The sequence below is a fragment of the Pectobacterium odoriferum genome (assembly GCF_009931295.1).
Lineage (GTDB): Bacteria > Pseudomonadota > Gammaproteobacteria > Enterobacterales > Enterobacteriaceae > Pectobacterium > Pectobacterium odoriferum.
Genome location: NZ_CP034938.1, coordinates 18,693 through 33,419 on the forward strand (window position 1 = coordinate 18,693; position 14,727 = coordinate 33,419).

At 55.2% G+C, this 14,727-nt stretch carries 14 protein-coding genes; 9 read left to right on the plus strand and 5 right to left on the minus strand.

The window, feature by feature from the left end; genetic code table 11:
- Positions 1-43 precede the first annotated feature (43 nt).
- The 7 genes from EO763_RS00090 (at position 44) to EO763_RS00120 (ending at position 8,323) form a co-directional block, all read left to right on the plus strand.
- Positions 44-1,594 (plus strand): ABC transporter substrate-binding protein, encoded by a 1,551-nt coding sequence (locus EO763_RS00090; protein ID WP_039493748.1) that lies wholly within the window; start codon positions 44-46, stop codon positions 1,592-1,594.
- A gap of 71 nt (positions 1,595-1,665) precedes the next feature.
- Positions 1,666-2,550, plus strand: coding sequence for a dihydrodipicolinate synthase family protein (locus EO763_RS00095; protein ID WP_161527714.1), 885 nt, complete (start codon positions 1,666-1,668; stop codon positions 2,548-2,550).
- Between the two features lie 101 nt (positions 2,551-2,651).
- On the plus strand, positions 2,652-3,605 hold the full coding sequence (locus tag EO763_RS00100; protein ID WP_161527715.1) for a nucleoside hydrolase: 954 nt from the start codon (positions 2,652-2,654) through the stop codon (positions 3,603-3,605).
- Position 3,606: 1 nt separating this feature from the next.
- A complete protein-coding gene (locus EO763_RS00105; RefSeq protein WP_161527716.1) occupies positions 3,607-4,596 on the plus strand; it encodes a nucleoside hydrolase in 990 nt (329 codons plus the stop codon).
- Positions 4,596-5,573 carry an ABC transporter permease gene (locus EO763_RS00110; RefSeq protein ID WP_103943231.1) on the plus strand — a complete coding sequence of 326 codons (978 nt, stop codon included), beginning with the start codon at positions 4,596-4,598 and terminating at the stop codon, positions 5,571-5,573. Before EO763_RS00105 ends, EO763_RS00110 begins: the two co-directional genes overlap by 1 nt.
- Positions 5,570-6,478, plus strand: a complete 909-nt coding sequence (locus EO763_RS00115; RefSeq protein ID WP_103862388.1) for an ABC transporter permease — start codon at positions 5,570-5,572, stop codon at positions 6,476-6,478. Before EO763_RS00110 ends, EO763_RS00115 begins: the two co-directional genes overlap by 4 nt.
- A 39-nt stretch (positions 6,479-6,517) precedes the next feature.
- The gene (locus EO763_RS00120; protein WP_161527717.1) at positions 6,518-8,323 is read left to right on the plus strand and encodes an ABC transporter ATP-binding protein; all 1,806 of its coding nucleotides are present in this window, start codon (positions 6,518-6,520) and stop codon (positions 8,321-8,323) included.
- A 75-nt stretch (positions 8,324-8,398) separates the two neighbouring features.
- Here EO763_RS00120 and bhsA read toward each other — a convergent pair whose 3' ends face one another.
- The 5 genes from bhsA to EO763_RS00145 form a co-directional block, all read right to left on the minus strand.
- Positions 8,399-8,656, minus strand: coding sequence for a multiple stress resistance protein BhsA (bhsA, locus tag EO763_RS00125; protein ID WP_039493767.1), 258 nt, complete (start codon positions 8,654-8,656; stop codon positions 8,399-8,401).
- 172 nt (positions 8,657-8,828) lie between these two features.
- Positions 8,829-9,629 (minus strand): aliphatic sulfonates ABC transporter ATP-binding protein, encoded by an 801-nt coding sequence (gene ssuB, locus EO763_RS00130; protein ID WP_161527718.1) that lies wholly within the window; start codon positions 9,627-9,629, stop codon positions 8,829-8,831.
- Complete coding sequence (gene ssuC / locus EO763_RS00135; protein WP_161527719.1) at positions 9,626-10,420, minus strand: aliphatic sulfonate ABC transporter permease SsuC; 795 nt, start codon at positions 10,418-10,420, stop codon at positions 9,626-9,628. Before ssuC ends, ssuB begins: the two co-directional genes overlap by 4 nt.
- A gap of 10 nt (positions 10,421-10,430) precedes the next feature.
- The gene (gene ssuD / locus EO763_RS00140; protein WP_161527720.1) at positions 10,431-11,573 is read right to left on the minus strand and encodes an FMNH2-dependent alkanesulfonate monooxygenase; all 1,143 of its coding nucleotides are present in this window, start codon (positions 11,571-11,573) and stop codon (positions 10,431-10,433) included.
- A 59-nt stretch (positions 11,574-11,632) separates the two neighbouring features.
- A complete protein-coding gene (locus tag EO763_RS00145; RefSeq protein ID WP_425281368.1) occupies positions 11,633-12,643 on the minus strand; it encodes a sulfonate ABC transporter substrate-binding protein in 1,011 nt (336 codons plus the stop codon).
- Between the two features lie 429 nt (positions 12,644-13,072).
- Here EO763_RS00145 and EO763_RS00150 point away from each other — a divergent pair, with 429 nt between their 5' ends.
- Both EO763_RS00150 and EO763_RS00155 read left to right on the plus strand, forming a co-directional pair.
- Positions 13,073-13,396, plus strand: coding sequence for a PTS sugar transporter subunit IIB (locus EO763_RS00150; protein ID WP_029367717.1), 324 nt, complete (start codon positions 13,073-13,075; stop codon positions 13,394-13,396).
- Positions 13,393-14,715: a PTS sugar transporter subunit IIC gene (locus tag EO763_RS00155; protein ID WP_161527722.1), complete on the plus strand. Its 1,323-nt coding sequence runs from the start codon at positions 13,393-13,395 to the stop codon at positions 14,713-14,715. Before EO763_RS00150 ends, EO763_RS00155 begins: the two co-directional genes overlap by 4 nt.
- The last annotated feature ends 12 nt before the right edge of the window (positions 14,716-14,727 follow it).

Below are 14,727 nucleotides of genomic sequence, written 5' to 3' on the forward strand. Positions count from 1 at the left end.
ATACACTTCATTATTACTCAGTCATGGAATAGAGGGTTAGTAAATGAAGAAATCAACGCTGGCGTTATTGTTTACCGTTTTATTTTCATCTTCACCTTTGGTTTATAGCGCGGACCTGAGTATCGGTTTGGCTTCCTCCACCACATCAATGGATCCGCAGTTTTATGTGAGTGGAGCGAATAGCGCAATGGCGCGCAATATTTTTGACGGTTTGGTTGTACAGGACGAAAAACAGCAGATTGCACCTGCCCTGGCAACCAGTTGGAAAGTGATTGACGACAAGACGTGGGAGTTTGTATTGCGTCCTGACGTTAAGTTTCACGACGGCAGTGATTTTACGGCTAAAGATGTGATTGCCAGCATTAAACGTGTTGCGCTGGCCTCAAAAAACAGCCCAAGTTCTTACGCACCTTACGTCAGCGACATTGCTGAAGTAACAGAAATTAATCCACTAACGGTGCGGATTAAGACAAAAGAGGCGTCGCCGCTGCTGCTGAATAATTTAAGTCGGGTTTCTATTTTACCTGCCCGACTTGAAAACGTCCCGACGGAAACGTTGAATTCAGGAAAAGATGTGATTGGTACAGGGCCATTCAAATTTGTTTCCTGGGTGCCGGACGACCGGGTAGTCCTTAGTCGTAATGACGATTACTGGGGAGGAAAAGCAGAGTGGGACAACGTTACTGTCCGTGTATTTAAAAACAGTAGTGCACGTGTAGCAGCCGTATTATCCGGTGATGTGGACATGATTGAAAACGTTCCAACAGCCGACAGCAGTAATATTGAAAAAAATCAGCAGTTAAAAACGATTTCAACACCAGGGAATCGTGTTATTTACCTTCACATGGACCAGCAGCGAGAGGAATCACCGTTCGCCAAAGGTCCTGATGGTAAAAACCCATTACTAAAAAAAGAAGTACGCCAGGCGATGTCTTTAGCTATTAATCGTCAGGCAATCGTCGACCGTGTGATGGAGGGGCAGGCTGTTGTTGCCTCTCAGCTTGTACCGAAGGGGTACCCAGGCTATTCCGCTTCCATTCCTGCGCCGGTTTATAATCCGGAGAAAGCCAAACAGGAACTGGCGGCGGCGGGTTACCCCGACGGCTTCACGCTGACCTTCCACGCGTCGAACGATCGTTATCCTAATGATTCTAAAATTGCTCAGGCCATTGGCCAAATGTTCACACGTGCTGGTATCAAAACCGAGGTTGTTACGATGCCCGGCAGTGTGTACTTCTCACGTGCGTCTCGTCTCGAATTCAGTTTGATTATGGGCGGGGCCGCGATTGAAACCGGGGAAGCTTCTGGCGTGTTGGGGCCATTGTTAGAAACCTTTGGCCCCAATGCAGGACAGGGGAATCGTGGTCGCTATTCCAATCCTGTCTTTGATAAAACGCTGAACGAAGCACGTGTCACGCTGGATGAAACCAAACGTGATGCGCTGCTGGCTGAGGCGATGAACATAGGCATGAACGATCTGGGCGTCATTCCAGTGATGTTCCTGTCCAACACTTGGGCGATGAAAAAGCAGTATACCTACGTGGGCCGTTCCGATGCCTACACGCTGCCGTACTTCGTTCGTTCTGCGAAATAGTCACCTGTCATTTATGATTCAAATAAGGGGTGAGTATTCACCCCTTATCTATCCGTAACAAGGAGAGCGGAGTGAATACATTTAGCGGTGTTTTTCCCTATCTGGTGTCACCCGTCAGGCCCGATGGTCAGGTTGATAAGCCCGTTCTGGCGCAGCTCACTGAACATCTTATTCAATGCGGTGTACATGGCGTTGTGCCGTTAGGCAGCACCGGTGAATTTGCCTATCTCTCCGCGGCTCAGCGTCTGGATGTTGTCAACACGGTGATCGAAACGACGGCGGGTCGTGTGCCGGTTATCGCTGGTGTCGCGTCGACAACGATTCAGGATGCTGTTGAGCAAACGAAACGCTACGTCGAACTGGGTGCGGATGGCATTCTTGCGGTACTGGAAGCCTATTTCCCCCTGAAAGACGAGGGCGTCGAACAGTATTTCCGCGCCATTGCCGAAGCCGCACAGGGTAAACCGGTGGTGCTCTATACCAATCCTCAGTTCCAGCGTTCTGATTTGAGTTTGCCCGTCATCGAACGCCTGAGCCATGTTAATAATATCCGCTATATCAAAGACGCCTCGACCAATACTGGGCGTTTGCTTTCCATCATCGAACGTACCCGTGGCCGAATGGATGTCTTCTCCGCGTCCGCCCATATTCCCGCTTGCGTCATGCTGATTGGCGGCGTGGGGTGGATGGCTGGCCCGGCGTGTATCGTTCCCAAACAGAGTATTGCTTTGTATGAAGCCGCCCGCGCGGGTGACTGGAACAGAGCAATGGAACTTCAGCGTCCGCTGTGGCGCATCAATGAAATCTTTGCCCGTTATTCCATTGCCGGTTGTATTAAAGCAGCGCTGCAATTGCAGGGATTTGCGGTAGGCGATCCGTTGCCGCCTCAGCAACCGTTGGATGAAAAGGCGCGTAAGGAGATCGCTGACGTTTTGGCGTCTGTCGATTCTCTATAACGTCAATTTACTTATTATTTTTCACGCTGTAGAGGTGTGGGTCTTTCCGCACCTTAATGTTTGGCAGTACCTATTAAAAAGAGAAAAGGAATCATCGAAGGATGAGCGCTTTACCTATTATTATTGATTGTGATCCGGGGATAGATGACGCGATTGCGTTATTAAGTGCATTTGTGGCACCAGAGTTGGATATTCGCGGTATCTGCACAGTGTGCGGTAACCAGTCACTGGACAAGACGGTGCGTAATGCGCTGCAAATTGTTGAACTGGGTCAGCGCACGGATATCCCCGTTTTCGCCGGCTGTCATCGGCCGCTGCTGCGCGACCCTATTCATGGCCAGTTTCACGGCGAAAGCGGACTGGGCCAGACGGTGCTGCCTGCGCCACAAAAACAGGCCGACACGCAGCATGCGGTGAGTTTTATTATTGCGCAGTGTAAGCAGGCGATCGCTGACGGCACGCCGATCACGCTCTGTACGTTAGGGCCGTTAACCAACGTAGCAACGGCGTTGCGTATGGCGCCTGAGATTGCTGACGGTATTGCACGCATTGTGATGATGGGCGGCGCGTACCGCGAAGCGGGCAACCGTAGCCTGACGTCTGAATTCAATATGATTGCCGATCCGCAGGCCGCCAAGGTGGTGTTTGACTCGTCGATTGCCATCGTTGCGCTACCGCTGGATGTCACGCATCAGGTGATTTTAACGCCGGAATTGGTGGCGCGTTTCATTGCGCTATCCGGGCGCATTTCTGCTCCGTTGGGTGAAATGATGGCGTTTTGGGATCGCAATGACATCCGTCGCTATGGCTCACGCGGTGGCCCGCTACACGATCCGTTGGTCATCGCCTGGGTGCTGGCACCACATTGCTTCACGACGGAAAAAGCCAGCGTTTACATTGAACAGGAAAGCGAGCTATGCATGGGGCAGACCGTTGCTGACTGGTACGGAAAAACCGATCGGCAGCCGAATGTGGATGTGGTGACGGGGGTAGATGCCAAACAGGTTGTCGAACTGTTTGCTGACCTATTGAGCCGCTACGGAGAGGGTGTCTGACATGGTTCGAGAACGCATAATTATTGATACTGACCCCGGCGTTGATGATGCGATAGCCATCTGGCTGGCATTGGCTTCACCTGAACTGGATGTACTCGGGATTACCGTTGTGGCAGGTAATGTACCGCTTGCTGCCACGCTGCCGAATGCGTGCAATGTGGTGGGGGTGACGGGCAGAACCGATGTGCCGATTTTTGCTGGCGCTTCGCGCCCACTCCTCCGCGATCAGGTGTTCGGTAAGTACGCCCATATCGGCAAGTTCACCTCTGAGTGGGTGCCAGAAAGCACGTTGTCGCCGGAAGAGGAACACGCCGTCGATTTTTTGGTGCGGATGACGCGTCAGGCGGCGGCCGACAATAACCCGATCACCATTTGTTCACTCGGCCCACTGACGAATCTGGCGTTGGCGCTGTGTTTCCACCCTGATGTCGCACGCGGCATTAAACAGATTGTGTCCATGAGCTGTGCCTTTACCGCAATGGGGAATCGCGTACCGTGGGCGGATTTTAACGTTTATGCCGATCCACATGCGGCGGAAATCGTTTTTTCTTCTGGCGTTCCCATTGTCATCATGCCGCTGGATGTGACCTTTCAGGCATTGATTCAGACTTCACAGGTTGATGATATCGCACGCAGCGGCGGTGCGCCGGGTAAGGCGATGGCCGCACTGCTGCGCATGTTTGATCGTAGCGAGGTGGAGCGCTTTGGCCGTGAAGGTGGACCGATTCATGATGCGACCGTCATTGCGTGGCTGTTGAAACCTGAGCTGTTCAAGTCAAAACGCGCTCACGTAGGGGTAGAAGTTTCCGGTAAGACGGCGGGTTACGCGTTCGCCGATTTTTATCACAAACTGAGCGAGCCGGAGAATGCGCTGATCATGCGGGAAATCGACGAACAAGGATTCCTCGGGCTGATTGCCGATCGCCTGCGTTGCTATGGCTCTGAAACAATCAATGATGTTGAAGCAATCAATGGATCTGAGGAGCGCTGATGGTCGCCTACCTGCTGAGCCGAATCGGACAAACGCTGCTGACGCTTGCTGTTATGTCGGTGCTGGTGTTTGTAGGTGTTTACATGGTCGGTAATCCGGTCGATATGCTGTTGAGTGCGACGGCCACGCCAGCGGAACGGCTGGCGGTGATTCAGTCCTTTGGTCTGGATAAGCCCGTCTGGGAACAGTACGGGCTATTTGTCTGGAACGCCTTTCAGGGCGACATGGGCAACTCGTTTATCTTTAACCAACCCGCGCTGACGCTCATTTTTCAGCGCATGCCCGCCACGCTCGAACTGGCGATGGTCGCGTTCGTGATGGCGCTGGTTGTCGGTATTCCGCTGGGGATTTACGCTGGCCTGAAGCCGGACAGCGCGGTGTCCAAATCCATCATGACCTTTTCCATCCTGGGCTTTAGCCTGCCCACGTTCTGGATCGGGCTGGTGATGATCATGCTGTTCAGCGTGAAGCTCGGCTGGTTGCCGTCCTCTGGCCGGGGCGATACTCACGATCTCTTCGGTATTCCATTCAGTTTTCTGACTCGCGATGGTCTCGAACACCTGCTTTTACCCGCGTTTAACCTTGCACTGTTTAAAATCTCGCTGGTTATCCGCCTAATGCGTGCGGGCGTGATGGAGTGTCTGCAACAGGATTATGTACAGTTTGCTCGTGCTAAAGGGCTGTCGGAAACCCGCATTGTGCTGGTTCATGTGCTGCGCAACACGCTGATTCCGTTGATTACCGTGCTGGGGCTGGAGCTGGGATCGCTGATCGCGTTCGCCGTGGTCACGGAAACCATTTATGCCTGGCCGGGCATGGGTAAGCTGATTATCGACTCGATCGCCGTGCTCGACCGTCCGGTTATCCTGGCTTATCTGATGATTACTGTCGTGATGTTCAGCGTGATTAACCTGCTGGTTGATTTGCTGTATGTGCTGGTCGATCCGCGCGTGCGGCTGGGAGGAGACAAGGGATGACAGGGAATACGATACACCAGCCCGCTGCCGTGCAAAAAACGGCCCATCCGGTGATGCGCGTTATGATGGCGCTGATCAACGATCGGCTAGCGCTGTGTGGGCTGATCATGCTGGCGATTTTCGTGCTGCTGGCGCTGCTTGCCCCGCTTTTGTCGCCGCAGAATCCCTACGATCTGATGCAGCTCGACATTATGGATGGCCGGCTTGCGCCGGGAGCACAGAGCATGGCGGGCATGACGTATTGGCTGGGGACGGACGATCAAGGGCGCGACCTGTTCAGCGCCATTCTGTACGGCACCCGCATCAGCCTGATCGTGGGCTTCTCCAGTGCAGTGCTTGCGCTGCTGATTGGTGCCTCGCTGGGGCTGATTAGCGCCTACGTCGGTGGAAAAACGGATGCCACGATCATGCGTATCGTGGATATTCAGCTTAGCTTCCCGCCGATCCTGATTGCGCTGATCCTGCTGGCCGTGCTGGGGCAAGGGGTCGATAAGATCATCATGGCGCTGGTGGTGACCCAGTGGGCTTACTACGCGCGGACGATTCGCGGTTCGGCACTGGTGGAGCGTCGCCGCAGCTACGTGGACGCGGCGCGCAGCATGGCGCTCTCCAACCGCCGTATCCTGTTTCGCCATATTTTACCGAACTGTCTGGCACCCCTGATCGTGGTGGCAACGATGCGCATCGCCTACGCCATCATGCTGGAAGCCACGCTCTCGTTTTTGGGGATCGGGCTGCCAGTGACGGAGCCGTCGCTGGGGCTGCTGATCTCAAACGGTTTTGAATACCTGATGTCGGGCGATTACTGGATCAGCTTCTTTCCGGGGCTGACGCTGCTGCTGCTGATTGTGGCGATCAATCTGGTCGGGGATGCGCTGCGCGATATCCTCAACCCGCGGAATTAATCTGTGGGAACGCCCATAGGAATAAGGGGTAACGAACACATGACAGCGCCGATTATGTCCGTTTCGCATCTGACCACCGCCTTTCAGGTGAACGGCGAGTGGATGAACGTGGTGCGGGATTTGTCCTTCACGATTGGCGAGAAAGAGACGGTCGCCGTGGTGGGAGAATCTGGTTCAGGGAAAAGCGTGATGGCGAAATCCATCATGCGCTTACTGCCACCTGGCCAAAGCCGGGTTGAAGGTCAGATTCATTTTGGTGACACCGAACTGCTGTCGCTCCCTAATAAAGCGATGCAGGATGTGCGCGGCAACCGCATCGGCATGATTTTCCAGGAGCCAATGACCAGCCTGAATCCGGTGTTGCCGATTGGCTACCAGATTACAGAAGTGCTGCGTCGCCATCGAGGCATGGGCAAAGCCGAAGCACGTGCCGAAGCGGTGCGCCTGCTGGAAAAAGTCCGTATTCCGGCGGCGAAATCACGGCTGAACGAATATCCGCAGAGCTTCTCCGGCGGGATGCGCCAGCGCGTGGTGATCGCGATTGCGTTGGCCTGCCACCCGAAACTGCTGATTGCCGACGAGCCGACGACGGCGCTGGACGTCACGATTCAGGCGCAAATTCTGACGCTGATAAAAACCCTTCAGGAAGAAGAAGGGATGTCGGTGCTGTTTATCACCCACGACATGGGCGTAGTGGCGGAAGTCTCCGACCGCACGCTGGTGATGTATCAGGGCGAAATGGTGGAAAACGCCGTCACGCGGGAGATCTTCCACCATCCGCAACAGCCCTATACCCGCATGCTGCTGTCTGCCGTGCCTAAGCTCGGATCGATGTCCGGCAGCGCGTGGCCGCAGCGCTTCCCGCTGGTCGACCTCAAGACGGGCGAGCGCCAGCCAGTGCCGGAGGCGGTGAATACCGTTTCGGGCGAGGAGCCGGTGCTGACGGTAAAAAATCTGGTTACTCGATTTGATATCCGATCAGGATTTTTCCGTCGGCTGTCGGGGCGCGTTCACGCGGTGGAGAATGTCTCGTTCGATCTCTGGCCAGGAGAAACGCTCGCGCTGGTTGGGGAGTCGGGTTGCGGTAAATCCACTACTGGTCGGTCGATTATTCGCCTCAACGACGCCGTCAGTGGCGACATTCATTTGCTGGGAAAAAATATCCTGACGGCGGATAAGCATGAGCTGACGGATTCGCGGCGGCAGATTCAGATGGTGTTTCAGGATCCGTATGAAAGCCTGAACCCGCGCATGCGGATAGGGGAAGCTATCGCTGAACCGATGCTGCTGCACGGTCTGGCGACCCGACAGAATGTGAGTGCAAGAGTGAGCGCGCTGCTGGAACAGGTGGGTTTATCCGGCGATATGGCCTCGCGTTTCCCACATCAGTTCTCCGGCGGGCAGCGGCAGCGCGTGTGTATTGCCCGCGCACTGGCGCTGGAGCCGAAAGTGATTATTGCTGATGAATCGGTATCGGCGCTGGATGTGTCCGTCAAGGCGCAAGTCATCAACCTGATGCTGGATCTCCAGCAGAAGCTGGGGCTGTCATTCCTGTTTATCTCGCACGATATGGCGGTGGTCGAACGCATCAGCCACCGCGTAGCGGTGATGTATCTCGGTGAAATCGTGGAGATCGGGCCACGTTCGGCGATCTTCGATAATCCGCAGCATGATTACACTCGACGTCTGATTTCTGCGGTGCCCGTGCCTGATCCAGATACCCGTCCGGTGCGTAATATCACCAATGATGAACTGCGCAGCCCGGTACGCGCCCCCGATTTCCACCCTCCCGCACGCCGCTATAAGCAGGTCGGGGAAGGGCATTTCGTACTGGAACAGGCGTAACACTGAATGTAAAAACGGACTTTCCTCTTGATTGAGGAAAGTCCGTTTAATTTTTTGATTGTCTTTTTGTGCGCATTATTTGTAAATGATGGCAGTGCCGCGCAGTTGGTTATCACCGGTAGCAGAGGTGATGGTGAAGGCGTTGGCACCCGCTTTTTCTGCTTTCTGAGCCAGTTGCGCTTGCAGTGAATCCAGGCTGTGTGCCGTTGCGGTGACTACACCCACTTTTTCCAGACTCTGCGCCTGTTGTGAAGACACCTGATCGGCAGCGAAAGCACCGAAAGACAGAGTAGAAAGTACGACAGCAGCGGCGAAGAATTTTACGTTTTTCATGTGATGTATCCTGTTCAATGTTGTTTGGAGTGAAAGGTCATTTCCTTTCGATGAAGAGGATATTACGCCGATGCAGAGAGAAGGAAAAACGGAGTGTTTTGAGAATATCTGTCAATATTTTTGATGTTAAATCTGGCGATAAGATACACTATCTCGATCGCCAGAATGACGGTTATATCGCTGCCTGCTGAGGTAACGGCGGTGAGGTGGGTGCCAGTACGCGCTCCAGCACGCGGGCTTCCAGTTCCGCCAGCTTTGCCGAGCCGCGACGCCGTGGTCGGGGTAAATCGACCGTGATGTCCAGCCCTACGCGGCCTTCTTCAATCAGAATAACTCGGTCGGCCAACGCAATGGCTTCGGACACATCGTGCGTCACTAGAAGCACGGTGAACCCATGTTGGAGCCACAGATTTTCGATCAGGCTTTGCATTTCGATGCGGGTTAAGGCATCCAGCGCCCCCAGCGGTTCATCCAGCAGCAGCAAACGCGGATGATGAATGAGCGCACGCGCCAGCGCGACGCGCTGCTTCTGACCACCGGACAGCGCCGCCGGCCAGTCGTTAGCGCGATCCGCCAGCCCGACTGAGACCAGCGCCTCCTGCGCTTTTTCACGCCAGTTGCTGCGCAGCCCTAGTCCGACATTATCGATCACCTTTTTCCACGGCAGCAGCCGCGCTTCCTGAAACATCAGTCGCGTGTCGTCTTTCGCGCTGCTGAGCGGTGCGGTACCGGTTAGTAGTTCGCCGCTGCTGGCCGCTTCCAGCCCGGCGAGCAAGCGCAGCAGGGTGCTTTTGCCGCAGCCGCTACGCCCGACGATGGCAACAAACTGCCCGGACGGAATGCGCAGTTGTACGTCATTCAGCACGGTGCGGTGGCCGTAGTGCTTGGTGATGGCATCGAGCGTCAGCGGCGTCCCCTTGGTGAGCGGCGACGGTGAATGGGACTGCGTTGCAGAATCGGTAACAGCGGTCATGATGCGTCCCCCGATGAGGTTTGATAAGCCGGATTCCAGCGCAGCCAAATGCGCTCCAGCCCCTGAGCGCTGATATCGGCCAGTTTGCCGAGCAGGGCGTAAAGGATGATGGCGACCACCACCACGTCCGTTTGCAGGAACTCGCGGGCGTTCATGGCAAGGTAGCCGATGCCGGAGTTGGCAGAAATGGTTTCTGCGACGATCAGCGTCAGCCACATAAAGCCCAGCGCAAAGCGGATACCGACCATGATGGACGGTAGCGCACCGGGCAGCACCACCTGAGAGAACAGGCTAATACCGGAAAGGCCATAACTACGCGCCATTTCCAGCAGGCCGCGATCGATGTTTTTAATGCCGTGATAGGTGTTGAGATAAACCGGGAACAGCGTACCCAGCGCGACCAGAAAAATTTTGGCCGCCTCATCAATGCCAAACCACAAGATCACTAGCGGAATGAGGGCGAGATGGGGAACGTTGCGGATCATCTGCACCGAACTGTCCAGTAGACGCTCGCCCCAGCGTGATAGCCCAGTGATAAAACCGAGCACCAATCCGATGCTGCCACCGATAGCAAACCCGATCAGGGCGCGCCAGCCGCTGATAGCCAGATGCTGCCACAGTTCGCCGCTAGTGATGAGCGACCAGCCTGCGGTAATCACCGAACTGGGCGCAGGTAGAATCCGGTTGGATAGCCAGCCAAATTCGACGGAGATCTGCCACGCGACCAGTAGCGTCACGGGGAGCAGGAAAGGCGCAAACCGCTGTGCCAGTGAAGAGAGCGTTCTTGCCATGATCGATTCCTCAGCTTTGCGAGACTTTGCGCGGCACATAGCGGTTAGCAATCAGCTCTCCCGCAGTGTTCACCGTATGCAGCGGTGTGGGTTGCTGCGCCAGATCGAGGTGTGGGAACAGCAGTTCGCCCACGCGATACGCCTCTTCCAGATGCGGATAGCCGGACAGAATAAAGGTATCAATCCCGAGATCGGCGTATTCCTGAATGCGTTCGGCCACCGTTGGGCCATCGCCAACCAGCGCTGTGCCTGCGCCGCCGCGTACCAGACCGATGCCTGCCCACAGATTTGGGCTGATCTCCAGTTTGTCCTTTTTGCCGTCGTGCAGGGCCGCCATGCGCTGTTGCCCGACAGAATCGAAACGCGCCAGCGCCGCCTGTGCGTCGGCAATGGTTTTTTCGTCCAGATGGGAAATCAGCCGATCGGCAGCCTGCCAGGCTTCCTCGGTGGTTTCCCGCACGATAACGTGCAGGCGAATACCGAAACGAACCTCACGCCCCTGTGCCGCCGCTTTGGCGCGGACTTCCGCCAGCTTTTCTTTAACCTGCTCAGGCGGTTCACCCCACGTCAGGTAGAGATCGACCTGTTCTGCTGCCAGATTCTGTGCTGCCTCGGAAGATCCACCAAAGTAGAGCGGTGGACGCGGCTGTTGCACGGGCGGGTAAAGCAGCTTGGCGTCTTTGACCTGAATGTGTTTGCCTGCGAAATCGACGGTTTCGCCTTCCAGCAATCTGCGCCAGATATGGGTGAATTCCGCCGAGGCTTCGTAGCGTTCTTCATGGCTGAGGAACAGCCCTTCGGCAGCCAGCTCTTCCGGATCACCGCCAGTCACCAGATTGAACAGCGCGCGTCCGTTAGACAGCCTGTCCAGCGTGGCGGCCTGACGCGCGGCGATGGTGGGGGAAATCACGCCGGGGCGCAGGGCGACGAGAAACTTCAGCCGCTGCGTCACCGGAATGAGCGAGGCCGCAACGAGCCAGGAATCTTCGCATGAGCGCCCCGTCGGCAGCAGCACGCCGCCAAATCCTTGTCGCTCGGCGGCCTGTGCCACCTGTTGCAGATAGCTATAGTCAACATGACGTGCGCCCTCGGTGCTACCAAGATAGCGACCGTCTCCGTGGGTGGGCAGAAACCAGAATACGTTAAGACTCATGGTGTGAACTCCTTGAACAGTCTTGTTTGGGGTAAGCAAAAATGTGTGCGATAGGCGGATTAGTTCGCCTGAGGACGCCAGACGCGCTCTGCGATATTGACCTTCACCGGCACCAGACGATTTTCATAAAACAGGTCGGCGGTGGATTGCTGTGCCTTGATCGTGGCGGCATCCAGCGGTTCGACGGTGGTCGGTGGGCGATGATCGAGCGCCGTTTCAATCACTTTTTCCGGCAGCCCTACCGCGTTTGCCAGCAGCGTGACGCTTTGCGCCCGGTCGCTGATCGTTAAGGCATCCGCCTTGGTCAGCACGTCCAGCACCTGACGAATAAAGGTGCCGTGCGCCTCGGCGTAAGGACGGTCAGCCAGATAGAAGGAGCCGGTTTTCTCCAGCCCGCTGCTGTCGATCAGCACGCGGACGCCGCCTTCCAGCAGTGCGGCAGAATAGTAGGGATCCCAGATTGCCCATGCATCGACGTTGCCTTGCTGGAAGGCCGCGCGGGCGTCAGCTGGGGTCAGGTAGGTCGGTTTGATATCGGTGAATTTCAGCCCCTCGCGTTGCAGCGCCCGCAGCAGCGTGTTGTGCGCGCTGGAGCCTTTCTGGAAGGCGACTTTGCGACCTTTCAGGTCGGAAACGGTTTTCACTGGGCTGTCTTCCCGCACCAGAATCACTTCGGCCTGAGGTTTAGGTGGTTCCACGCCGACATACAGCAGGTCAGCGCCGGCGGCCTGCGCAAAAATAGGGGGAATGTCACCGGTGCCACCTAGATCGATGCTGCCAACATTGAGTGCTTCCAACATTTGCGGCCCAGCGGGGAATTCAACCCAGCTGATTTTGGTGTTGGGGAACTGCTTTTCCAACAGCTGGTGCGATTTTGCCAGTACTAGACTGACCGAACCTTTCTGATAACCGACGCGTAGCTGCGTCGGTACGCTGTCCTGCGCATGGGCAGTGGACATGAGCAGCACGGCACCAGCGGCCAGAATGGCGGGGAGCTGGCGCAGCCACGCCGTCACGTTGTTCCATAATGACGCGCTTTCTCCACGTCCTTCCGTGACCGATTGTTTCATCATCAATGACATGCTTATGGCCTCTCCCTTATAACGAAAAATTAAAATACAGCGAGAAAATGCAACATCAGGTGATAAACATAGCAGGGGGACGGTGGGCTTTTTAAATCTCAATTTGTCGTTTTTATAGCCAAAAGTAGAAAATGCCTGAAATCAGTACACTTAGCGTAATAAGCGCTGCAATAGTAGGTTTTACCCGTCATTCACATCTGAAATACGTTTTACATGACCTGCCTCACATTGTTTCCCGCAATGTCTATCATTTCGTGAACCCATTCTCATATATTGTTTTTTTTCATGGAAAACGGTTTCCGTTGTGTTTCCATAGGCGTGTTTCCAATGGATGTATGTCCAATGACCGTGTTTATTCACGATGCTTTTATTGATGACGTTTTTTATTCATAACGTACGTACGACGGGGTGTTGAAAATGAAAAGGATCATGCTTTGTTGTTCCGCTGGGATGTCCACCAGCCTTTTAATGCGAAAGATGAAGGAGGCGGCCAGCGCACGTGGTCTGGACGTTGAGATTGCCGCCTACGCCGCCCATGAGTTTGACGAGCAAGTCGGGAAGTATGACGTTGTGCTGCTGGGGCCACAGGTGAAATATATGCTGGCGTCATTCAAGGAGAAAGCCGAGGGAAAAGGCGTGCCCGTGGCAGCGATAGACATGATGGATTACGGTATGCAGCGCGGTGACAACGTACTGGATTTTGCCTTTTCACTGATCGAAAAATCAGGACAACCGCTATGAGTGGCCTCTATCAGTCGATGGTGAATATCATCGAGAAAAAAATTACCCCGTTGGCAGGTGTGGTAGGGCAACAACGCCATATCATCGCGATTCGTGATGGTTTTATCGCCGCGTTGCCTTTCATGATCATCGGCTCGTTTATGCTGGTGTTTATCTTCCCGCCGTTTGCACCGGATACCACGCTGGGATTTGCCCGCGCGTGGCTCGATTTCTCCATTGCCTACCGTGAACAGCTGATGCTGCCGTACTACCTCAGTATGGGGGTCATGACCTTCTTTATCTCGGTGGGGATTGGGGCCAGCCTTGGCAAGCATTACAAGCTGGATCCGATCATGACCGGCCTGCTGGCACTGATGGCATTCTTGCTGGTGGCCGCGCCTTATCAGGAGAAGCAAATTTCCACCCAGTACTTCTCGGGGGAAGGGATTTTTACCGCGATTCTGACCGCGATTTATGCGGGTGAGGTGTATGCCTGGCTGAAGAAACGCAACATCACGATTCGCCTGCCGAAAGAGGTGCCGACTGGCGTCGCGCGTTCGTTTGAAATCCTCATTCCGGTGCTGGTCATCGTCGCGACGCTGCATCCGTTTAACCTGTTCATCCAGTCCGCAACTGGCATGATTATCCCAGAAGCCATCATGCACCTGCTGGCACCGCTGATTTCGGCGTCGGATTCGCTGCCCGCGATTCTGATTTCGGTATTCATCTGCCAGATTTTGTGGTTTGCCGGGATTCACGGCGCGCTGATCGTCACCGGGATCATGAACCCGTTCTGGATGACCAACCTGGCGCTGAACCAGGCTGCGCTTTCGGCCGGTGCGCCGCTGCCGCATATTTATTTGCAGGGATTCTGGGATCACTACCTGTTGATCGGCGGGGTCGGCTCCACGCTGCCGCTGGCCTTTTTGCTGCTGCGTAGCCGCGTGGCTCATCTGCGTACGATTGGCCGTATGGGCGTGGTGCCGAGCTTTTTCAACATCAACGAGCCGATTCTGTTTGGTGCACCGATCATCATGAACCCGCTGCTATTCCTGCCGTTTATTTTCGTGCCGATGGTCAATGCTGTCATTGCCTATACGGCGACGAAGCTCGGCTGGATCGCGCAGGTGGTTTCCCTGACGCCGTGGACGACGCCTGCGCCAATTGGTGCATCATGGGCGGCGAACTGGGCGTTCAGCCCAGTGATCATGTGTCTGCTCTGCATGGTGATGTCGGCCGCGATGTATTACCCGTTCCTGAAAGTCTATGAGCGCACGTTGCTCAAACAGGAGCAGGAGAAACAACAGCAGGCCGCAGGCGAAGCCAGCGCCAGCGCATAAACACGAGTGAAG